19 protein-coding genes and 1 pseudogene are annotated in these 20589 nt (G+C 62.9%); 7 read left to right on the forward strand and 13 right to left on the reverse strand.

Going from position 1 to position 20589, the window contains the following annotated elements:
• Positions 1-4: 4 nt before the first annotated feature.
• The gene (locus AB0383_RS35335; protein ID WP_366189601.1) at positions 5-1615 is read left to right on the forward strand and encodes a recombinase family protein; all 1611 of its coding nucleotides are present in this window, start codon (positions 5-7) and stop codon (positions 1613-1615) included.
• Here AB0383_RS35335 and AB0383_RS35340 read toward each other — a convergent pair.
• Positions 1599-3422, reverse strand: coding sequence for a hypothetical protein (locus tag AB0383_RS35340; protein WP_366189602.1), 1824 nt, complete (start codon positions 3420-3422; stop codon positions 1599-1601). The two genes, AB0383_RS35335 and AB0383_RS35340, sit on opposite strands and share 17 nt — an antisense overlap.
• Here AB0383_RS35340 and AB0383_RS35345 point away from each other — a divergent pair.
• The gene (locus AB0383_RS35345; RefSeq protein WP_366189603.1) at positions 3411-4940 is read left to right on the forward strand and encodes a HEPN domain-containing protein; all 1530 of its coding nucleotides are present in this window, start codon (positions 3411-3413) and stop codon (positions 4938-4940) included. The genes AB0383_RS35340 and AB0383_RS35345 overlap by 12 nt on opposite strands.
• A gap of 572 nt (positions 4941-5512) precedes the next feature.
• Here AB0383_RS35345 and AB0383_RS35350 read toward each other — a convergent pair.
• The 5 genes from AB0383_RS35350 to AB0383_RS35370 are packed head-to-tail and all read right to left on the reverse strand — an operon-like array spanning position 5513 to position 9587.
• On the reverse strand, positions 5513-7882 hold the full coding sequence (locus AB0383_RS35350) for an FtsK/SpoIIIE domain-containing protein (protein WP_366189604.1): 2370 nt from the start codon (positions 7880-7882) through the stop codon (positions 5513-5515).
• On the reverse strand, positions 7875-8732 hold the full coding sequence (locus AB0383_RS35355) for a hypothetical protein (RefSeq protein WP_366189605.1): 858 nt from the start codon (positions 8730-8732) through the stop codon (positions 7875-7877). The genes AB0383_RS35350 and AB0383_RS35355 overlap by 8 nt, the downstream gene beginning before the upstream one ends.
• Positions 8729-9064, reverse strand: a complete 336-nt coding sequence (locus tag AB0383_RS35360) for a hypothetical protein (RefSeq protein ID WP_366189606.1) — start codon at positions 9062-9064, stop codon at positions 8729-8731. Before AB0383_RS35360 ends, AB0383_RS35355 begins: the two co-directional genes overlap by 4 nt.
• Positions 9061-9396 carry a WhiB family transcriptional regulator gene (locus tag AB0383_RS35365; RefSeq protein ID WP_366189607.1) on the reverse strand — a complete coding sequence of 112 codons (336 nt, stop codon included), beginning with the start codon at positions 9394-9396 and terminating at the stop codon, positions 9061-9063. Before AB0383_RS35365 ends, AB0383_RS35360 begins: the two co-directional genes overlap by 4 nt.
• The gene (locus tag AB0383_RS35370; RefSeq protein WP_366189608.1) at positions 9393-9587 is read right to left on the reverse strand and encodes a helix-turn-helix domain-containing protein; all 195 of its coding nucleotides are present in this window, start codon (positions 9585-9587) and stop codon (positions 9393-9395) included. Before AB0383_RS35370 ends, AB0383_RS35365 begins: the two co-directional genes overlap by 4 nt.
• Positions 9588-9757: 170 nt before the next feature.
• Between AB0383_RS35370 and AB0383_RS35375 the strand changes: the two genes are divergently transcribed.
• The 3 genes from AB0383_RS35375 (at position 9758) to AB0383_RS35385 (ending at position 12798) form a co-directional block, all read left to right on the forward strand.
• Positions 9758-10138 (forward strand): XRE family transcriptional regulator, encoded by a 381-nt coding sequence (locus AB0383_RS35375; RefSeq protein WP_366189609.1) that lies wholly within the window; start codon positions 9758-9760, stop codon positions 10136-10138.
• A gap of 182 nt (positions 10139-10320) precedes the next feature.
• A complete protein-coding gene (locus AB0383_RS35380; protein WP_366189610.1) occupies positions 10321-11454 on the forward strand; it encodes a tetratricopeptide repeat protein in 1134 nt (377 codons plus the stop codon).
• A gap of 357 nt (positions 11455-11811) precedes the next feature.
• Positions 11812-12798, forward strand: coding sequence for a hypothetical protein (locus tag AB0383_RS35385; protein ID WP_366189611.1), 987 nt, complete (start codon positions 11812-11814; stop codon positions 12796-12798).
• Between the two features lie 19 nt (positions 12799-12817).
• Here the strand turns inward: AB0383_RS35385 and AB0383_RS35390 are convergent, their stop codons facing one another.
• The gene (locus AB0383_RS35390) at positions 12818-13189 is read right to left on the reverse strand and encodes a transcriptional regulator (protein WP_366189612.1); all 372 of its coding nucleotides are present in this window, start codon (positions 13187-13189) and stop codon (positions 12818-12820) included.
• 732 nt (positions 13190-13921) lie between these two features.
• Here AB0383_RS35390 and AB0383_RS35395 point away from each other — a divergent pair.
• Positions 13922-15091 carry a hypothetical protein gene (locus AB0383_RS35395; protein WP_366189613.1) on the forward strand — a complete coding sequence of 390 codons (1170 nt, stop codon included), beginning with the start codon at positions 13922-13924 and terminating at the stop codon, positions 15089-15091.
• A 9-nt stretch (positions 15092-15100) separates the two neighbouring features.
• Here AB0383_RS35395 and AB0383_RS35400 read toward each other — a convergent pair whose 3' ends face one another.
• Genes AB0383_RS35400 through AB0383_RS35415 form a run of 4 tightly spaced genes read right to left on the reverse strand, consistent with a single transcriptional unit; the run spans position 15101 to position 18166 of the window.
• The gene (locus tag AB0383_RS35400; protein WP_366189614.1) at positions 15101-15874 is read right to left on the reverse strand and encodes an ESX secretion-associated protein EspG; all 774 of its coding nucleotides are present in this window, start codon (positions 15872-15874) and stop codon (positions 15101-15103) included.
• A gap of 11 nt (positions 15875-15885) precedes the next feature.
• Positions 15886-17121 (reverse strand): hypothetical protein, encoded by a 1236-nt coding sequence (locus AB0383_RS35405; protein WP_366189615.1) that lies wholly within the window; start codon positions 17119-17121, stop codon positions 15886-15888.
• 35 nt (positions 17122-17156) lie between these two features.
• Complete coding sequence (locus AB0383_RS35410; RefSeq protein ID WP_366189616.1) at positions 17157-17759, reverse strand: DUF3558 domain-containing protein; 603 nt, start codon at positions 17757-17759, stop codon at positions 17157-17159.
• Positions 17759-18166, reverse strand: coding sequence for a PE domain-containing protein (locus tag AB0383_RS35415; protein ID WP_366189617.1), 408 nt, complete (start codon positions 18164-18166; stop codon positions 17759-17761). The genes AB0383_RS35410 and AB0383_RS35415 overlap by 1 nt, the downstream gene beginning before the upstream one ends.
• 225 nt (positions 18167-18391) lie before the next feature.
• Here AB0383_RS35415 and AB0383_RS35420 point away from each other — a divergent pair, with 225 nt between their 5' ends.
• The gene (locus tag AB0383_RS35420; RefSeq protein ID WP_366189618.1) at positions 18392-18979 is read left to right on the forward strand and encodes an NUDIX hydrolase; all 588 of its coding nucleotides are present in this window, start codon (positions 18392-18394) and stop codon (positions 18977-18979) included.
• A 77-nt stretch (positions 18980-19056) separates the two neighbouring features.
• Here AB0383_RS35420 and AB0383_RS35425 read toward each other — a convergent pair.
• A pseudogene (locus tag AB0383_RS35425) lies at positions 19057-19812 on the reverse strand (PhoD-like phosphatase N-terminal domain-containing protein); the annotation flags it as partial.
• Positions 19813-19842: 30 nt separating this feature from the next.
• Complete coding sequence (locus tag AB0383_RS35430) at positions 19843-20505, reverse strand: hypothetical protein (RefSeq protein WP_364186298.1); 663 nt, start codon at positions 20503-20505, stop codon at positions 19843-19845.
• Positions 20506-20589: the final 84 nt, after the last annotated feature.

Here is a 20589-nt window from a genome sequence, read left to right on the forward strand (position 1 = left end):
GAAGATGAGCGCACCGACACCCCAGAAGAAGCGCCGGTACAAGTTGCAGGCCAGCGAACGGCCGCCGGTCGTCCCGTTCACGCCCGAGGACGACGCGGCCGTCTGCTACATCCGTCAGTCGTTCTTCTCGGATGAGAGCATGTCGAGCGAGGTTCAGACGGACACGACTCACCGGTGGACAAACGCCTACGGAATTCCCATCGTTGAGACCGTCGAAGACCTGCACGTCTCCGGAGACTTGGAGCCCTACAAGCGAAACGGCCTCAAGGCTTGGCTGTCCGACGCACCGCCGAAGCCGTGGAAGACGCTTGTTGTCTCCAAGCTGGATCGCCTGGTGCGCAACGTGATGGACGCGCTGACGTTGCTGGGCTGGTTGCGCGCACGCGGAAAACGTCTGATCTGCATAGCAGAGGGTATCGATTCAAGCAACTCCATGTCAGAGTTCCTGATCACGCTGATAGCTGCGTTCGCCCGTATGGAACGAGAACGCATGCGAGAGCGTTTCCGCTCGGCAAAGGCTGCGCTCAAGGAGGCTGGCCGCTGGGGCGGCGAGGGCCACCACTACGGCACCATGCCGGTGGAACTGCCCGGTGGCGGGTGGATCCTTGGACTCGACCCGTATGCAGTCAAGGTTCTTCAGAAGCTTTCGAAACTGGCCCGAGAAGGCAAGAGCCTCACCGATTTGTGCGCATGGCTGAACGACAACAAGGTTGTTGCCCCGCGCGACAGGCAGCTACAACTAGGGGCAGAACGACGAGGTGACGACCCTTCAACAATCGAGTTCAAGGGTCACGAATGGCATCCGACCGTACTCCGCCGCCTGCTAATACATCAAAACTTGGTCGAGTTCGGGATCTTCGAGCCCGCCGAACAGGCAGAGATAGTCGCCCGGCTCGACGAGAAATCACGTCGGAAATCACGCGGAAGCAATCAGCCCTATGAGTTCTCCGGAGTTCTGGTGTGCGCGGAGTGCTTCGAGCCGCTCTGGCACCGAATCGCGCACCATGATCGGAAACGCAAAGACGGAACTTCGGCCGCTTACGAGTACAACTACTGGCAGTGCCCAACACGTAAACACGGCCCGGCGATGCACGCGGAAGAAGTCGAACCGCTAGCCACACAAGCCTTCTACAAGATCTTCTCAATGGTTCCGGTTCGCGAACGGGTAGTCCTACCGCCGACTAACCACGCGAACGAGATCGCGAAGCTCGAACGTGAGTACGGCAAGGCTATGTCAAACGTGGCACGAGCCAAGTCGCCGGAAGAGCGCCACCGCGCCAAAGACGACGGAGACAAGATTCTAGCCGACATTGACGCACTAAGGGCACTGCCCATTGACCCCGGGGGCGTGCAGTGGGTCCCGACCGAACGAACCTGGCAGCAAGAGCTTCAAGGACTGACACCGGCGGACCGTCGGCTGAGGTGGCTCGAATTGGGATTCTCGTTTGCAGCGCAAAAGCGGTCGGACGGTACATGGTCGACGGGCTGGCGCGTCCCTGACGGCTGGCAGGTGGCAATGCCGGAAATAGCCCAATGGCGCAAGCAGGCCACCAATTCCGACAAGAAGTTCGAAACCGCTGATGATCTCAGCAGGTTTATTATCGACCCCCAATGAGGAACCTTCCATTTAGTCGCCCCACAATTTCCCGTGCTTCAATTACGATTTTGAGGGCCGGAGTCACAATATTGCCCGCAACATACTCCTTCTCACACTTGTCACGCAGACTTGGCCATAACAGCTTTGCTAGATTAACTTTGTCCTCGCGGATTCTTAACGGCCAAAAGACCTCCTTAATATCTTTATGATGACGGCGGGCATTCTCAAGAGCAGCGCGAAGTTCGTCCTCCCAAAACGAACGTTCGACACGATCATTATGTTGCTCCTTCGCGAGTTGCGTGATCGCGGCCACAAGCTCGTCGTCAGTGAAGTTTGCGATCTCATACTTGTCGTCGCCCCAAACTCTCACACGTACTAGAAAGTCGAGCTCATCCTCGTTGATCTCAGCTTCTTGCAGCTGCACCTCCTCGCGAATGGAATCTTTAAGGATTCTACTGATATTTTCGCGATCTGCGACGGTCTTGAACTTGTTCTCAGGGTCCATAACGACAAGTAGGGCCGTCGATGAAGAGTCCAGAAGCCACCCCTCGTTCAGTTTTCGACCCACCCGCGGAGCCACGTTATACCGTGCAACGAGGTGGGGGTTAACGTTTGAGCCTTTCGCATGTTGGACACGAATGTCTTGGGGTTGTCCCATTCCAAATTCGGCCAACAATTTCGGAAAATGGTAACGCTCAGTCTCACCCTCTACTAGAAGCAGGACTTTGGGATGAGGTGACAAGCCTAGGTCCGTGAGCGCTGCTTCTAATGTCTCGGCTTCTTCGTAGCGCGGTGCCAGTCGGTCATGCTGAGGTGAGTGCCAGGTTGCACCGGTAAGATCTGGCAGCGAGGCGACGATTCCCTGACCTGCGAGCTCTTCGTAAGCACCCAATAGCAGCTCTGCGGCGACACGTCGCCACATCGCGTCGAGAGGCTCGCCCCGAAGTTTCGACCAGCCTTGATAGCTTGCGTGCCTAATCAATGGTAGCCACTTGACGGCCGGGTCACTACGGGTTTCCAGAAGAAATAGTTCGGCTTCCGCGACCAATTCTGAAGAATTCGCGCCGACGAACGCAAGCAGATCGGGAATTTCCGAAGTGACCCGCCACGCCCGAAGCCTATTTTCGTCCACATCCGAAGGAAGATGCAGATTTCCTATAACCCCAGGCAGGTACCGAGTTGCGAGGGCAGAAAGCGTAAGTGCGACTTTGCGCTGGCCTTCTGCATTCCTTGCAACTTGCGGCGACAAGGGCCAACCAAGTTTGATGAACTCGTAATTCTGCAAGGCGAAATCGATGTTAAGCACCTGCCAGGAGGAGTAGACGAACCCGTTCCACCAGTTCCGAGACTTCTCACCTTCTGGACGCCTGTAAGGCCAATCAATCGAGTAACCTTCCCGAGAGGAGTCACGGAGTCTCCCACTGACAGCGGCTTCGAAAGTCCGACGTCGTACGTCGATGTTCATTGCACCGGATAGTTCAATTGGGACCCGGCGACCTTCTACGGGGCAGTCACTAACCCGGTACAGAGGTAAAAGCAATCTATGGCTATGCAAGGCCTGAAGGTCATCAAGACTCAGGCGGTGCCCTCGCTCCTCCGCGGCTTTAATGAAGTCACCTGAGGTCAGCAACTTATCTTGCGTAAATACATACGGCAATGTCAGTAACGAAAGCGCGCCGGCGCATGCTTGGTTCGCCATCTCAGGCGACTCCTCGGATGTCATATCCAAATGATAACAAATCTCCACGCGGCTTGCCCGGTCGCTATGCGCCAAACGAGCTGTGAATCCGTGGCATGGCGAGATTTCACTGAAATGATCGGCCATGTGTTACAGCGTTACGATCCCCGTGCGACTAGGATAACCTCATCAAGCGATAGGTTCGAGTGGAGGCGCTACACTTTGCACAAGTTGGAAGTAAACCAACCCTTTGATCTGTACGGACTGTTCTGGCTGCAAGGACAAAGTACTGACCGTTCACCGGGCCGAATATTTAGAACGCCTGATGATGGGGTGCAGATCCAGCTGTTTCGCGATCTAAGGCCTCGCCTTAATTCTCGACAGGGAGACTCGTCGGCGGAGTGGGTAACTGAAGACCCTTTGGCGTCGACTGACAATACTCCGATCACCGTGGAGGGAATTCTCGGCGATCAGAATGGCTCCGTCGTGGCCATTGAATGCATAACCGTTCATGAGCAGTATAACATTTTTGAAGACAGGCCAAGGGAATACCGACTAGCGCCGAAGTACGTAATGTTCAATGTTCGCGAATCCACCAACTGCCAGCAATTTACGGGGGTGAGACTCCGCACCAGAGATCTCGATCAATGGGCTGACCTAATTGGATTTTCGCGCGTCAACGGGGAAGGTAGCATCGGAATTTCGCTAAAACTCCCCGATATTCCTGACATTCCATTGGTCAACGGCTCTTCTCTAACGTTCGAACAGTCGATGGTCAGGCGAGGGCCAACCTCCACCGGAGGGTCGATTGAACGTAAGGTATGGGCCCAGGTCGACCATCTCAGCAATTTGTGCTGGCAAGAAGTTGATGTCAACGTGATAGCACCCATTACTACGCTTATCTCACTATGTACCGGCACTAGCAACGATGTCATTGACGTCGAAGTGAGGAATGACGAGAACGGCTGGATGCCTATTTGCTCGAACTACTTTGTGCACGCTGAGCCAGAACTGAGACGGGGAGACGCGTTCCTTAGTTTTCGACAGGTTGGACTAGCGTCTATTGGCACATGGCTGAACACCGTTGATCGACTTGGCCCTCTTCCGCCGGTCGTCGCACGGTTCGCATCGAGGGGTGCGCGCGTCAATCTCGAGACTGAACTCCTTGAGATGACGACTGTGGCCGAAGGTCTGCATGCGCGCCTATACCCAGACCAAGTGCGGCTTGATCAGGAAACATGTTCGGCTGTAGAGGCTGCAGTGCGCGCCGCAGTCGACCACATGGGCGATCAGGTCAAGAACATTGTTCGCGGAAAATTGAGCCACCTTGAGGAACCCGGCTACACCTTACGTTTGAAGACGCTGGCTAAACGCCTTGAGCGTGTGGCACCAGCTATATACGGGAAACCGAACAAGTGGGCCGAGGAGGTTTCCACTATCCGAAATGGGTATGCGCATAGGACGGGTGGATTCCTTGACTCTGATGCAATCGATGGATTGATAACTATTCTTGAGTCACTTCGATGGCTTCTTCGATGCGTTCTCTTACTTGAGGCGGGAATAAGTGAAGAGACCTTGTCTGATAGTATTGCGAGGTCTGCAGAATTTAGCTTCTTCATGCACCGATCAAAGCTAGCCTTTCCGCATGTGTACATAAATCAGTGACCCGGCCGGCGTCGGCAGTCGAATTCTGACTCGAACCTCGGAAAGTATGGTTTCCTTCCCGGCAGAGCGCATTGCACAGTCCAATCAGACCGTAGTCGATGCAACAACTGACAGCGCGCCCTCCGCCGCGTGGCGGAGGGCGCGCTGTCATCACTCGTAGGGCAACTTCTGCCGGATCAGCAAATCACACGCCACGCTGATTCTGGCGGCCACCTCGTCGACATCCGAGCCCTCAATAGCAACCCACAGTGCCCCGTCTGGCCCAGTCATGAGCGTCGCCGAGAGATCGGCCCGCTTGGATGGCGTCGAAGCGTTTGCGGCCCGCGCGGGCCATCGGGAGGCGGCGCTCTGTTGGGTGCGCTGGGGCCGATCGATGTCTGGCGGCTCTCCTCCCTCTTCATTGTGGGCACGATCGTCTCCTCCTGAACGGGCGACATCGCTCGCTCCTCCATCAACGGTTCGGTGGTCGCGCGCTGCTTCATGGTGGCCCCTACGGTTATGGTCGCTGCCTTTCGGATGCTGGTAAGCGGACGCGTGTGGCACATGGCTGGCGTGGTCGGGCAAAGGGCTGGTCACCTCTCCCCGTCCGACTGACGAAGAGTGAGCGAGGGACCTTGACCCGTCCCGAGGTCATCCGATTTTCGGCCCGATTTCGAGGTTTGCCGGAGGGCGGTTCCTGGGGTCCCTGGGTCAGGTATGACCTGGTCAGCGCCAAAGCTTTGGGCCAGGGACGCGCCGGGGAGAACTCCCTGGCTCCCTGGTGGATCCCTGTCCGGCTCCCTGCTGTCACCATCCCTATCAGCGAGCGCAGCAGCTACGTCCTCTGCCCGGACTACCTTGTTTCCGTCGGACTTGATGGGCGCGATCCCGTACTTACCGAGCGCGGCCGTGAAGCGCCGAAACGTCCAACCCTCGTACTCGCCGGGATCGTGCCGGGCCAGCCGCGCGAGGATCACCTGGGTCCGGACTCGGCGCTCCCCGTTCATCACCATGTCTACATCGGCCAAGTGGTCAGCCATCGGTACTGCAACAATCTCCGGCCGTGCACTGGACTCGACCACGCGGCCAATCTCTTCGATCACCGCCACGGCCCGAGCGATCACCGGTGTGACGTCGTCGACCTCGTCCTCGAACGGGACGTAGAACGTGCGCACCAGCTCGAACGTCTCATCGGTGATGCCGACCGCGACGCAGGTTCCCCGGTCGGTGTTGATCCGCAGCTCGGTCGCGCGGATGCCGGCCGCGTACTTGCCCGAGCCGAGAAGCCCGTCATTGGCGACCTGATCGGCCACCGAGAACGCCACACCGCACGACACGTTGCGCGTGATCTCCCGAGGGATGCTGTCCTTCGTCGGTGACTGGGTGGCCAGCAGCAGCACGATGCCGTACTTGCGTCCCCGCTTGATCAGCCGCACGGCCAGTTCAGCGGCCTTCTTACCGAACCTGGGGTGTTGGAACAGCTCGTGGCACTCGTCGATCCCGCATACCAACGGGTGCAGCCCGAGCGCACGCTTGTCGGCAAGCTTGCGGGAGACCTTCGGTGGGCGGCCCGGCTGCTCCCCTAGTGTCTTGCCGCGTCGTTCCATTTCGGTCAGCAAGTCCGCCAGCGCCTGCGTGGCCGCCTCGGCCACGCTGTCGTCCATGCCCATCCGGTAGCGGGACAGGCGCGGGCGGAACGGTTCGAAGTCGGGCGACTCACCCATCACGAACGCCCACAGTTCAGCCGTTGGGTCGAGCGCGGCACCAAGCAGCAGTGTCCGCAACGCCGCCGACTTCCCCTGCCCGGGGCGGCCACCGATCAGCCAGTTCACCCCGAGCAAAGGGGCGTTGATGACCAGACCGCGTTGAGACAAGCCGAACGGGACACCCTCGAACACGTCGACCTGTCCATCGTGAACCAACGGCCATTGGCCGGCCCCGCCCCGTAGAACGCCCTTGTCTGCGACCCACAGGTCAAGGATTCCGTCCTCGTCTCCCTTGGCGGGCCACGTTTCCAGCGACGCCCGCCCGAGGTTCGCGGCGAGTTTGGACCGACGCGCCGCGACCATGTCCGCGGTTACCCCCAACGGCAATCTGACCTGCGCGAACGTGCCGTCACCGTCCTTACGGGCAGCCACCGTGTAGACCAGCTCCCCGCCGTCGCGGTAGAACCGGTCCAGCGGACTGATACCCAAGTGCGCCAACGCCTTCGAGATCATCCGTTCGTCAATCCACGAGTCGGCGTCGTCGCGGTCCGGTCGGACCAGCCACCCAGCGCCTGGTGTGCGGTCACGTCCCTCGAACGCGGCCGCCACGGCCCACACGACGGGGAGCACGACCAGCAGCGGGGGCACCACCACCGTGATTGCCGACCGCACGGCATCGACTCCCGTGTAGACGTCCGCCAGCCACGGCCACATGTCCGCTCGGTCCATCACGGCGTCGAGCAACCACAACACCGCCACGACCGGCGCGGCTACTCGCGTCGTGATCACCAAGCGGCGCACGGCAATGCCGAACTTGGCCCACCGCGCCGTGGCATCCGATCGGATCAGCTCCTGCGCGGCTCGCCGCGCCTCGGCATCCCCGACGAGCCGTGCGCGTCGGGCGTCTGCCCTCAAGTCTGCGTACGTGGCCCAGCTCCAGAACTTGACCAGCCACCGCCAGTTGCCGCGCAACACGAACCACACCAGCCGGGCGGCGTCGTGCGGGCCCTTCCGCACCCGGTAGGCGGCTAGCGACCGAGCCCGCACCACCGGGCCGGACCGCCACGCCCGCCCGGCCGCGTGGAGGCAGCGTTGCCACCACGACGCCAACGGGCGCGCCGCCGTCCGTTCGCGCGGCTGAGGCAACGTGTCGTCGATCAACTCCCCGTCGAGCACGGGGCCAACGTGTTCGACGTCCCGCACGTCGGAACAGGCCAGCGCGGCGTGTCCCTGCTCCTCTCGATTCTGGTCAGTCATCGGCGCGCACCCCCTTGCCGACCTCGGCCGCCAATGCACCAGCGAGGCGGGAGGACAAGCCACGCGAACACCCCGTGGCTTCGCGCACCCACACGGGACTGATCTCCACACCAGGCGTCCACGCTTCCCGCGCTTCGGTGAGGTAGTCGCCGAACAGCTTTCGCTTGGCCGGACTCGGCACCGCCGAGTCCCGACCGGGCACCGTCAGCTCAGCTGGCTGCGTGGTCGGTTCATGTGCCGGGGTGGTCAGTTCATGAACCGGTTCGGCCAGTTCGTGAACCGGGGCCGCTGCGGGAGGTTCGGCCTGGTCGGTGGCGTTCATGAACGCCACTGCCACCGCGTCGGTGAGCTTGTCCCGCAGGTCGGTCACCGCCTCGGCCGCGACGAACACGACCAGCGGCGGCACCGAGTGCAGAACCACCCCGGCCGGCGAACCGGCCGCCCACGACGACCAGGTGTTCATCACGTACGTCGCCGCCAACGTGAACCACTTCGCCGTCCGCACCCACGTTCCCGTGTGGACCTGGTACCGGGCGGTGACTTGTTCGGCCCGCAGGATGGCCAGCAGGACCAGACACACAGTCGGGTCCAGCAGCCACGCCGTCAGCCACGGCAGCGAGCCGAACGCAGCCCCGGACGCAGCGAACCACTGCACGTTGGCCGTGGTGAACGCCAAGCCGAGCACAATCCCGGACCAGCACAACCGGTCCACCTGCGTCCGGACCCGCTCCACCCGCAGCGCCACCACGTCCGGGTGGGTCTGCCAGCGGCGGACGTCGGCAGCCTCGGCCGCGTTATCAGCCAGCCGCTGCGCCCGCCCGGGGTTCGTCTCGTTCTGGTTAGTGGTCATCGGCGACCACCACCCCGGCGGTGTGTCGTGCTGTCCACCGACGTGACCGTGAGGACACGAGTCAGGACGAACGCGGCGATCATGTCCGGCACTCCGAGGACGACCAAAGCCAACGTCGGGTTGTGCACGTGCGTGATCACCAGCCACTGAACGCCCATGAATCCGGCGCCCGTGAACAGCACCCGTCCGGCCAACGACACCACCCGGGCACTCGCCCGCGCCGCGTCGGCCGCCCGGCGGGCCTTCCTGGCGCTGTAGCGCCACACCATGAACAGAGCCAGCAGCACTCCGATTCCGACGAGGAGCTGTGTCGGCGTGAGGTTGACGGTCATCGCGCCTCACCACCGTGGCGCCGACGCAGCCACACCGGGTACAGCGCACGCCGGTCGGTGTCCGGCAGCGCACCCCACACCCCGACCGTGTCCGGCCCGGCCGTCCGCAACTCCAGTTCCCTGCAGTGGTCGATCACCGGGCACCCGGCACACAGCAGTGCTGCCAGCTCGCGGTCCGGCGAGTCCTCACCGGACAGTTCCGGCATTTCGGCCCGGTCGAAAGCCCAGAAGCACAGGCCGTCCCTGGCCACTACTTCATGCAGCACCTCGCGCGGCACGTCCGCGTACCGGTCGAGCTGAGCAGCCATCTCCTTGTAGTCGTGGGCAGTCATCGCGCACCGCCGTCGAGCACGCGCCGCAACTCGGCGGCGGCGACGACAAGCCGGGAGCGGCGACGCTCCGCGCGGATCGTGCCGACTCGGATGGCGCGGTGCACTTCGTTGCGGTCGACGCCGAGAATCCACGCGGCTTCGGCCGGGGTGTAGAACGCCGGTCGACCGGCGTCAGGAGTCTTCTTAGTCATTGGATTTAGTCCCTTTGAGTCAAGAGCGACGATTTAGTCGAAGAATGTGCGCTGATTTAGTCGCACATAGGCGTGAGAATGGTCCGAACGCGCGACGCAGTGTTGATCTCTGCGCCGGTCGGCTCCGTCAAGCACTAATGTCGGCGCTGAGGCGGACCACGGAGGAATGGGTGTCGGAAGACTGGGCGGCGGTCGCTAGGGCCATCAACGAGCGCGTCCAAGAGCTCGGCTGGAAGCAACGCGAGCTCGCCGAACGCTCGCAGGTCTCTCAGGCGATCGTCCGCGAAATCCAGAACCACACCGTGGAGCGCAAGCGCAGCGACCGGACGCTTGAAGCGCTGGCCTTGGCGCTCGGCTTGCACCCGCAGCACCTGCTCGCCCTGCTGCACGGCCGCATACCGCCGGCCCCAGGCCAGCCGCGTGAGGACATGGAAGACGCCGTGTCGGCCCGGCTTGCCGTGATCGAGCGCCGACTGTCCGACATCACTGAGCAGCTCGCCGCGCTGCGAGCCGACATCGCCGACGTACTGAGCCGGCCGGACGGGCGCTAGGAGTCCTATGTTCCGCGGCGTCGAATGCTCTCGTACCCGGAGCGCCAGGTGGTTTTCGTTTGCGTTCATGCCTCAAGGAAACGGCAGCGAGGCACCATTCCGCAGGTGGCTGAGGTTAACCCCAATCCCATTAACTTCAATTAACTACGCAGGTCAGAGCCGTTATCCGCGAGAAGTCGCCAATGGCTGAGACCAACCTTCAGGCCGTCCGCAAGCATCTCGGCTACAAGGCCGACGAGGTCATCAGGATGCTGCTCCGCCGCGCCGACACGCTCGCGGTGCCTGTCATGTCGGCAACGAGCCTCAAGACCAAGCTCTCGCGCTGGGAGAACGGACGAGAGGCGGTCAGCCAGCCGTACCGTCGGCTCTTCCGTGACATCTATGGCCGCACCAGCGAAGAACTCGGCTTCCCTGAGGAGGAAGCGAACGACGAAGCCGACGAACTGATCTCGCGGCTCGCGCTTGCCCGCTCCGTTGACTCCGAGACCATCGAGGTCTTCAAGCGGCAGGTAGATCAGGCGCGGCACGTCGACCGACGTCTTGGCGGCGTGTCATTGCTCGATCAGCTGCGCAGCAACATCGACCAGCTTCAAAGCTTGCTCGGTTTCAGCACGATGAACGGCCAACGCCAGGCATTGGCCGGCGTCCTGACTGAGGCATCGGCACTGGCTGGCTGGGAAGCGCTCGACCGCAACGCCATCAGGCAATCGTGGGAGCATCACGAGACAGCCAAGGCTGCCGCGCGTGAAGAGGGGTCGCCGATCCTGCTAGCGCATTCGACCGCGCAGCAGGCGTTCATCCTGATTGACCTGGGCGAAGTCCAAGCAGCAGTCGGACAACTCGCGGAGGCACGTGCGCTTGCGGACCGCACGGCACCGCCCGTGCTGCGCGCATGGATGGCCGCAGCGCATGGGGAGGGGCTTGCGGCTGCGGGCCAGAGGGACGACGCGCTGCGGGCATTCGACGCGGCGGGCACCCACCTGCCCACCGACCCCGTGGACCCGGCGTTGCCGTTCTTGTTTCTAGGCGGAGCACACCTCGACCGATGGCGCGGCAACGCGTTGAGCAAACTCGGCGAGCCGGATGCGATCCAGCAACTCACCACGGCGTTGCCTCTCCTACCGCCGGACTTCGTTCGTGCCAGGACTGGCATGTTGGTCGATTTGGCATTCGCCTACGCGGCGGCCGACGACCGAGATGCTTCGCTCGATCACGCACGGCAGGCCCGGCGGCTCGCGGCGCAGATCAAGTCGGATCGGCAGTTACGCCGTCTCAGTGGTCTGATCTTGCCGGGCAGCACATCCCGCGCTGCGTGACACCGGCCCGCAGTGCGTTAACGACGCCTCGGCCTGGCCTTGGCCTCAGCGTCGTCAGGCGCCTTCTGGCGCTGCCCGGGCGTTTTAACGACGACTTTGCCGGTATGGCCGCTGCTCACCGCGAGCGTCTTCGGGGAGCGCCGCCCGTGGCGCGCCGGACGGACCGGTGGCAAGTTTGCTCGCCGACGGCAATGGCGACTGGCCATGAGTGGTGCGGGGCAGCCCGCCAAATGGCTAGGCAGGTGCCGGTCGCCGTCGTCCTGGGTGTGCGCAGCGGCGCTGGCTGCTGGAGCCGAATTGTCAGAGGCTTCAGCTACCGTACCCGTCGTCGAACCATCAACTCTGGAGGACAGCGCCGTGGGCGATAACCGGAACTACAGCGAAGCAACGAAGGCGGCGCTCTTCGCACTGAGCGTGTCGTGCTACGAGCCACAGTGCCAACAGCCCACGGTCACCGTATTCGTCGATGATCCAGACAAAAATGTCCAGATAGCCCATATCCGTGCCGTGAAGCCCAATGGGCCACGGTACGATCCTCCCGGTCAACCGTCGATGACACCCGAAGAACGGAACGCCTTCCCGAACCTCATACTTTTGTGTCAACGCCACCACCGGCTTGTTGACAACAAGGTTAACGAGCGTATCTACACGGTTGACCTACTGCTTGATTGGAAAGAGCTGGCAGAACGGGATATTCGAGCCAAGGTCGACGGTCTTGATCGACTGACAGAAGAACGACTGAACGTTATGCTGACAACCGCAGCTCAGAACACGAAGGTCGAGATTGATGGTGCTATCACAAAGTTTAAGAATGTCAGTGAATCAGCAGCTGAGCTACTTCGTGCCTTGTTCGAGAAAATCGAGAGTCAATACCTCGACACGGAAACGATCGCACTGCTGAGTGACGCCGCATATCGGCTCTCACACCTGCAGGACACTGCGGGTCTCCTCCATGCTTCCGCTCAGCGCTTGGGAAACTTTGAAGACAGCGTTGGCCTGCTGGCACATGCGGCGAGGGAACTGGAACACCTACAGGACACCGCAGGTATGCTGAGCACGGCGGCTGGCAATCTCGCCGATTATGATGTTAATGGATCTTCTCGGCGCTTGACGCAGTTCATCGAGGGTTACCAATGGATTCCGGATGTACCGGCATCGATCGAGTCGGCAGCAGATGTAGCTATCGCGCGGATTGAGCGTCGAGTCGAGGCTATCGACGTCGGTGAACCGCCAGTTATTGTAGACGACGGCCAGCGGTGGAAGTGGGGGTTGTGGGGCTTTGCGCTGGGCGTGGTGGCAGTCTTTCTTACGGTGGCGATCCTGGCTTTAAGTCATAAGTTGTAGGTTTCGAAATATTTCCCCGTCAGCAAGCTCCCAAAGATCGCGACGAGCGCGAATCTGCGGCGCGAGCCGCAGATATCGCCTCTGACGCGATAACAGTAAGGCGATGCCATCCGGCCAGGTGAGCGGTTAGATTTTCTATTCCGAGCTCCGAGATGCGCCATTCTGATCTTCGACCATCGGTTGCTGACCTAGTGATCACGTAGCCTGCCAACCGTAGCGTGGCCAGTTGTTTCGAAAGCACGGCCGGTTCCAGCCCGAGATCTTCTCGCAGCGTGGCATACTCGCGCCATCTCTGGTCAATCAGAAGGACGGCGATCAGTATTCGCACCGGCGGGACAAGAATCGGATCGATCCCCTCAGTAAATCCTTCGACGTGTACAAAACGTGCCATCAGATTCTTCCCGCCAAATCGTCGACAAAAGGCACCTCACGCAAACATTGCGTACAGGGCATTCCGCCCGGAACGTTCATGATTTCAAGCTCTCCGGGACCGAAATCTGCACCGCAGAATGCGACGAGGCGAGATGGCGTTTCACCACGAGTGGCTGCGAATATGTGCACGACCCTGCGCGTTTCACCGACCAGTCCGCGCACGGCACGCGCAAGGAACACGTGTCCGGTCACTGCGCGCCCTCAGTGGCAGCCGACGTCGCGCCGGAGAGGCGCGCGCCATTGGTGACGCGACGCCGGACACGGGACCACAGCGACGGCGCCGAACGCTGGGCATGGCGAGCTTGCCCATCCGAAGATGGCACTCGGCTTCGCACGAAGACGTATGTCCGGCACGCCACGCAAAGCGCACCAGGAGCTTCCAGCATCGACCCTACAGTGACGACGTGCCCGCAGACGGCCTGATACTGACCGCAAGACCTCATGCGGCGAGCTCGCACGAACTCGTCATCGGTAATCGCGTGGTCGTGTCCATCGTTCGCGCAGCGGTGCCACGCGATGTAGAGCCGCGCCCGATCCGGTTCCATCGTCCAAGCCCTCCCCGCCGGCACGCTTCACAGCCGGAGTTCAGCGTGTTCATTAAGCTGATATAAGCGTGTATGATGTAGCTATTTCAGCGGAAGGACACTGGCAGGCCAGTGACAGGCCAGTGCGGGGCCACAGAGGTGGGGACATGGCAGTAGGCGATGAGGGAGCACGACAACCGCGGACGCTGCTCGAACAGAAGATCTGGGAGCGCAACCAGTCGTTGTCCGAGTTCGTCGAATCCGCTGAGGCGTTCGCCCGCCAGTCCGGGGAGCCGGGGACGCTCAGCGAGCGCAACCTCAAGCGCCTGGTTGCTGGACGCCGCACCGACGGCACCCGTGTCGGCCGCCCGCGCCCCGCCACGGCGCGCCTGCTCGAACAGATCTTCGGAACCAGCGTTGACGAGCTTCTGGTACCGATCGAGCGGTCCGCCGCCAGCGCCGATACAGCCGGACAGGAGCTGCGGTCAGCTATCGCGACTGCCAAACGGATCGATCCGGGCGTGGTCGCGCTCCTACGTGATCAGCTGGCGACGGTGCGAAAGCTCGACCGGAAATTGGGTGCTGCCACTGCGTATCGCGAAGTTGCGGTCAAGATTGACCAGGTGGCGCAGCTGCACTCGTACAGCCTGTCCGCCGGAACTCGCAGTCAGCTGGCCGCGTTGCTCGCTGAATGGAGTGCCCTTGCCGGGTGGCAAGCGCTCGACCAAGGCCGGGTCTCCACCGCGTGGAAACACTACGAACGTGCAAAACAGGCCGCGAGCGAATCTGACGATGCCGCTTTCGCCCGGCACGTTGAAGCTGAACAGGCCTTCGTGCTGCTCGACGTCGGCCACGCGACAGACGCCGTCGACTTGCTGGCAATGACTGAACGCAAGGCCCGGGGAGATGGCAGCCCGCTGCTGCGTACGTGGCTGGCTGCTGCCCATGGCGAAGCACTCGCAGCGAGCGACAGGCGTTCGGACAGCCTCCGAGCGTTCGACCGTGCTGAATTGATGCTTCCGCCTGACCCGTCGACGGATGACGGGCCCTACCTCGTTCTCGACTCAGTGCACCTCACTCGCTGGCGTGGGAACGCCCTCGCGCGCATCGGAGAGGCGGACGCCGTACACGTTCTCGACACGGCTCTACGAGGTCTGGATCCGACCTTTACGCGCGCCGAAGCGGGGCTCCGCGTTGATCTGGCCACCGCTCTTGCCGTCTCAGGAGAACACGACGAAGCGAGCCTTCACATCACCAAGGCACGTGACTTGGCAACGGAAATTGGCTCAGCGCGCCAGCTGCGGCGGCTGGCACGTCTGCCTGGCAAGCGTCAGTAACGGCCGGGATCAGTCGTCCAGTCCGCGCATGGTGGTTTCCAGGGTTGCAGTGATGTACTCGGCACTGCCCGGGCCGCAGGAGATGATGTCCTGGCCATCGGCGCCGTTCTGAAGCATCGTCAGCACCCGTCCGTGGTCAACAGTGTCGATCGCACTCAGGGGATAGCTCGACGAACGTGGGCCATTTGCGCGGCTGGCCACGTAGAACTGGTGCATTGCGCTGCGGGGCGCGGCCATCAGCTCTCGAAGCTGCCCGGCAGCATCAGGCGCGGTGTAGTCGCTGGTCGTGTCCAAGTCGAACGACTCGGACACCGACCCCGCGCCGTATTCCGCGCGAGGCACCCTGATCTCTCCGATCGCGGCGGGACGGGCGTTGGGCAGGGTGTCGACGACCGCTCGACACAAACGCCCGGTCGGGATGCGCACCAGCGTCGCTTGCTCGTCCTCAACTGTGACCAGCAAACCCGTGCGTCCAGCGACGACGGCCAACGCTCCGGAAGTCTGCCGGTCACGAGCACCGGAGAGGCGATAGCACTCCGCGTCCGCAGTCGAAATTGCCCACAGGACGTCGCGGAAATCCCCCGTAAGTCGCTGCCGGCGCAGGTCGTAGAACCCGGGCTCGGCGAGGACCTGCCGCGTGAGATCGTCGAACGTGGCTGATGCGTCGTCTTCCAGCCACCACTCGACCACACCCAGCACGGGGTGCGCCGCACCGATTCGTTCCCACTCCCACGCCCTGGCCAGGGCCACGCGCGGCACCGTCACTGGTTCGTCGATGAGCATGCGGGTAGCCGTTATTTGCCGATCACCGGTGGAGTGGCTTTACCGTCGTATCCGAACAACGCGTTCGGGTCCGGTTCCAGCAGGTAGGAGGCGGACTTCTTCTCCTTGTCCTCCTCGTTGGCGCCCTTCCCGGCACCAGCAGAGCCCATCGGCATGCCGTTAGCACCACGCGCACCAGTCGCACCCGCTCCGCCGCGCGTCACCGGCTCTTCCGTCGCGCCGCCGAGCCGGCCCGAACCGGTCGAGCGCCCCGGCCCGCCAAGGCCGCCGGTACGCGGATCCGCCCCAGGCGTTCCCGGCGTACGTCCACCGGAACCCGGCTCTCCCAGACCCGGGACACCACCGCTGAAGCCGCCACTGAAGCCGGAGCCACCGCCGGGTCCGTTCCCCGGGCCGTAGGAGGATGACCCACTTACGCCCGGGCCGTTCGGCGTGAATCGGGTCGCGTCGCCACCACCCGTGCCCGGCTCCGCCGGCGGGACAAAACCGGCCGACTGCGTGCCGTCGCCGCCGTTTTCCTGCGCGGCCGGCAACTGTTCGTTGCCGATCGGCCCGTGACTATTCCCGGCGTGGTCTTGCACGTGCTGTGAGACGAACGAGTTGTTCTGGCTTGACTGCGACGACCCGCCGTTCAGACCGGACGACTGCGGCCGGAACGTCGAAGGCCCACTGTTCGTTGCCTGTTGATTCGTTACGGCAGAAGGATTCCCGGCCGTGACGTCACCTTGCGCATAAGGCATCTGGCCGTATTCGGTCGGCATCGCCCGTGCGTGACCGTCGCTGATCGAGGTGAAGCCTTGATAGATCTCGTTGTTCCGCTGGACCGCCGCGTTGCGCTGGTTGATTTGGTCCTCGGTGTCGGTATCCCACGGAGTTACCACGTCGACGGCATCCCGTGTCGGCGGCCAATCGGACACTTCCTGGAGCGAGTCGCGAGTGGACTGGAACGCATGACCCTGATCAGTAAGCGTGCCCTGACTGGTGGACAGCGCGGACGACGACGAGGTAGCGAATTCCGCCATCGGTTGCAACCCGGCGCGAGCTGCGTCGCCGCTCTGCCCGGACCACGCCGCCTCCAACCGTGCAATCATCGCTCGCGTATCCGAGTCGATCCCCTGTTGCTCTGCGGCTTGCGACATGGTCACGTGCTGCGCTCGTCCCCAGCTATCCAACCCCGCGCCGTTCTTAACCCGTCGCACCAGCTCGCCGGGCAGGATCAACTTTCCCTCTTTCTGCTGCTGGTCCATCCACGACTCGAAAACCTCAGCAGGCCCACCAGACATCACACACTCGCCTTCAAGGTCGTGATTGCCAGATCCGCAACCTTCCGTGCATCATCACAGGGATCCCCCTTGCCCACCGCCGAGTTGGCGAACTGAACATCGGCCTCGAACGCGGCGTTGTCGGCGATCCCGACCGCCACGTTGCACATACCCTTGGAGCGCAGGTCCGACGGGCCATAGGCGGCCACTGGATATCCCTGAACAGGAGCCAAGACCTTGAAAAATCCCCGACCCTGAGTCGCATAGACGTCGGACAATCCGTGCTTCCACGCGTAGACGAATTGGATGCCAACGAGGGAGCCGCGATCAATGTCGTGCCAACCACATGACTTGGCTACACCAGTATCCTTCGCAGCCTGGTCACGCGTCGGAGGATTCGTGAACAGGCTGTCGACTTGCGCAGGAGTCAGAGCGGCACATGGGTCGCCCTGAATGAGTGACGCGGGCAAAGGTGACTCGATCTTGGGGGTCGCGGGCCCAGCGCTAGACGGGGACGACGGGCTCGGCTCCGGCGTGCCCCCTGTAGATCCTGAGCATGCGGCGACTACGCACGTAAGAGCCAACACGGATGCGGCACCGGCGAGTCGGGACACACGAGCCATCAGAAGTGACCTCCGTCGCCCTGGGTATTCACGGTCTGCGCGGCCTGCTCGTCGCTGGACTCATAAATCCCGAGCGCCTCTTCAATTTTTCCGATGAAGACGCCCACGAAATCGCGCTGACGAACAAGCGCATCCTGATAGGCGAGACCTGATTTGTTGCACGCCGCCGTGTTGCGTAGCGACGCCGGATCGTTGCCCGGAGATTGGATAGACCACATTGGCACTGCAACGCGGAGCTGATCCGATATCCGGTCCTGGAGCTTCTTGAGGTTCCCGAGCTCGGCGGTCATAGCGTCCCGGTCAAGAGCGAAGGCCCCGGCAGCCGACCCGCCGCCAGCGGCGCCTCCGCCACCTTCACCGGCCACCACGAATCTGGCAGCCTTCAACGCCTGCTCTTGCCCGGCCACTGCAAGCCTCCCCTGACACACCGTGGGCTCGTACTCACACCGATAGTAGCCAATCGGCAACAAACCGTCTCAAGAACGCCGAAGATCACACCCGTGGCCGCCCACACCCGCTCTGACCAGGCCGTACAGGGCTGGATCGGCAATCAGCGAGGTGCGTCCAACGGACGTTGAACGCCCATCGGATGGGCGTGCCATGGACGTCGACAGCCCCGTAGGGTGCTGGGCGTGACTGACGAGCTTGGGGCATGGAAGACCTTCGGTGAGCGCACCGTCTACGACAACAAGTGGGTCCGGCTCGGCCTGGCCGACGTGCAAGCGCCGAACGGCGAACGCTGGGACTACCACGTGGTGCACCTGGCGAAGATCGCCATCGGTTTGATCGTGGATGACCGGGATCGGGTGCTCATGCTCTGGCGCTACCGCTTCCCCACTGACCAATGGGGCTACGAACTGCTCGGGGGTCTGGTCGAAGAGGGCGAGGAACCGGCAACCACAGCGGCCCGCGAGATCCGCGAAGAGAGTGGCTATCAGCCGCTTGGCGAGGCCGAACACCTGATCAGCTTCGAGCCGTTGCCCGGACAAGTGACCGCAGGCACCGAGGTGTATCTCTGGCGGGCGGCCGAGAAGGTCGGCGAACCCACGGATACCGAAGAAGTCGGCAGGCTGGAATGGGTTCCGCTCAGCCGGATACCGGAACTGGCGCAGCGGGAAGAACTTCTCGGCGCGGGGGCGCTGGTGCCGTTGCTGTACTACGTCGCCACACGCGGCACCGGCCGCAGCGCCGGGCAGCATCAGCCGACCGAGCCAGCGTAACCAACAGCCAGACCGAGAACGTGGCAATCAGCCGGATTCTCGCTGGTCGTAGGGTGCTAGCATGTTGTCAGTTGACACACCTCGTGGTCGTCGAACACGACCAGCCACGGCGCCAGCGCGTGCGCGGCCTGAAGGTCCACATCGGTCTTGTGCTGGCCGTGCCGAGCCCGGTACAGAGCCAGCGTCGTGGTGTCCGAAGGCACCGCGAGCCGCCGCGGGTTGAGTTCCGCCTTCTTGCGTCCGGAAGGCTTTTCGTAGATGTAGTCGCCGAGGAACAGCACCAGGTCCGGATCGTCGCGCACCACACCCTTGTACGAGTGGTACCAGCCTTCCTCCCAGTGCTGGCAGGACGTGAAGCAGTACTTCAGCTGGTTCACGGCCGCACCCGCGGCGGGCGCCGTGCGCGTGCGTCCGACCGGCGAGATGTAGCCGGCGGTCTTGAAGCGGTAGAAGTACTCGCGCGCCGGCTCGAGACCCGTCGGCTCGATGTGCACGCTGTGCGCCGACGCGCGCACCGCGTTCACCGAACCGCTTTGCACGATCGAGGAAAACGCCTCGTCGTTCGCGATTTCCCAGTCCACCGCGTACGTCGCGTCCGGCATGCCGCCGAAGCCGTCGGCGTTGAGCGGCGCGGGGGCGAGCCGCGTCCACAGCACCACGCTGTCCGGCAACGGGTCGCCCGAGGCGATGCCGAGCTGGAACGGGTCGTGGATCGCCGGGGCGGCGACGGCGGTGCGCGCGTCGGCCCACGAAGGCAGTGCGGTCGTCGCGGCGGCCGCGGTCACGGCGGCGAGTCCGCCCAGCAGCACCGAGCGCCGGTTCACCTGGCCCATGTCAGGGATCCTTTCAGGGAGTAGGGGTTGTCAGGCCGCGAAGTCGGTGAGGCCGGCGCTGCAGCCGGCGAACGTCGGCGGCGAGGTGTTGTGGCCCGTGCAGACCTTGTAGAAGACCCACTTGCCCTGCGCGACGGGCGCGGCCTTGTCCACCGACGTGCCGTTTCCGCCGGAAGCCCAGACGTAGTACGGGCCCGAGCCGTCGGCGAGCCAGTACTGCACGACGCCGGAGCTGCCGTCGGCATTGGTGTCGTAGGCGACGAAGTGCGAGTCGGACGAGCGGAACACGCCTTCGGCGGCGCAGGACGCGGCGCACTGGGCGCTGCCGGTACCGGTGCCGCAATCGGGTGCGACGCGGCCGTCGGAGCCGGTCTGCACGTAGCCGTCGGACACGTAGCCGCCGAGCGCGGGCACGTAGTCCCAGATGGTGGTGGTGCCGAGCGGGCCGGCCACGGAACTGCCGGTGGTCTGGCACTCGATGGCGACGGTCGCGCCGTTGGCCACCGTCTTCACGGCGGTGGCGGCGGCGTTGGGTGCGCGGCGGACGTTGAGCGGGTCACCCGCGGTCTGGACCTTGCCGGGCACGGTTGACGACACTGCCGACGCGGGTACTCCCGAGGAAAACGCGAACCCGCCGATCGCGGCCAGGACAACCCCGAATCCGGCGAGGCGCCGGAGCTTCGAACGCTTCATGGCCATAGCGTGTCGAAGCCTTGTACACGACCCGTACAAATCGCGATATAGGGGACGTGAGCCTCCGAATGGATCTAGCTAACC

This window comes from Amycolatopsis sp. NPDC051373 (assembly GCF_040689465.1).
Lineage (GTDB): Bacteria > Actinomycetota > Actinomycetes > Mycobacteriales > Pseudonocardiaceae > Amycolatopsis.

What these genes read in the sequence shown, in the direction of transcription:
- AB0383_RS35395 (WP_366189613.1), top strand. Translation starts at nt 13,922, where the DNA reads ATGGCAGTAGGCGATGAGGGAGCACGACAACCGCGGACGCTGCTCGAA.
- AB0383_RS35430 (WP_364186298.1), bottom strand. Translation starts at nt 20,505, where the DNA reads ATGAAGCGTTCGAAGCTCCGGCGCCTCGCCGGATTCGGGGTTGTCCTG.
- AB0383_RS35355 (WP_366189605.1), bottom strand. Translation starts at nt 8,732, where the DNA reads ATGACCACTAACCAGAACGAGACGAACCCCGGGCGGGCGCAGCGGCTG.
- AB0383_RS35350 (WP_366189604.1), bottom strand. Translation starts at nt 7,882, where the DNA reads ATGACTGACCAGAATCGAGAGGAGCAGGGACACGCCGCGCTGGCCTGT.
- AB0383_RS35405 (WP_366189615.1), bottom strand. Translation starts at nt 17,121, where the DNA reads ATGGACCAGCAGCAGAAAGAGGGAAAGTTGATCCTGCCCGGCGAGCTG.
- AB0383_RS35340 (WP_366189602.1), bottom strand. Translation starts at nt 3,422, where the DNA reads ATGGCCGATCATTTCAGTGAAATCTCGCCATGCCACGGATTCACAGCT.
- AB0383_RS35410 (WP_366189616.1), bottom strand. Translation starts at nt 17,759, where the DNA reads ATGGCTCGTGTGTCCCGACTCGCCGGTGCCGCATCCGTGTTGGCTCTT.
- AB0383_RS35380 (WP_366189610.1), top strand. Translation starts at nt 10,321, where the DNA reads ATGGCTGAGACCAACCTTCAGGCCGTCCGCAAGCATCTCGGCTACAAG.
- AB0383_RS35335 (WP_366189601.1), top strand. Translation starts at nt 5, where the DNA reads ATGAGCGCACCGACACCCCAGAAGAAGCGCCGGTACAAGTTGCAGGCC.
- AB0383_RS35370 (WP_366189608.1), bottom strand. Translation starts at nt 9,587, where the DNA reads ATGACTAAGAAGACTCCTGACGCCGGTCGACCGGCGTTCTACACCCCG.
- AB0383_RS35345 (WP_366189603.1), top strand. Translation starts at nt 3,411, where the DNA reads ATGATCGGCCATGTGTTACAGCGTTACGATCCCCGTGCGACTAGGATA.
- AB0383_RS35400 (WP_366189614.1), bottom strand. Translation starts at nt 15,874, where the DNA reads ATGCTCATCGACGAACCAGTGACGGTGCCGCGCGTGGCCCTGGCCAGG.
- AB0383_RS35360 (WP_366189606.1), bottom strand. Translation starts at nt 9,064, where the DNA reads ATGACCGTCAACCTCACGCCGACACAGCTCCTCGTCGGAATCGGAGTG.
- AB0383_RS35365 (WP_366189607.1), bottom strand. Translation starts at nt 9,396, where the DNA reads ATGACTGCCCACGACTACAAGGAGATGGCTGCTCAGCTCGACCGGTAC.
- AB0383_RS35390 (WP_366189612.1), bottom strand. Translation starts at nt 13,189, where the DNA reads ATGGCACGTTTTGTACACGTCGAAGGATTTACTGAGGGGATCGATCCG.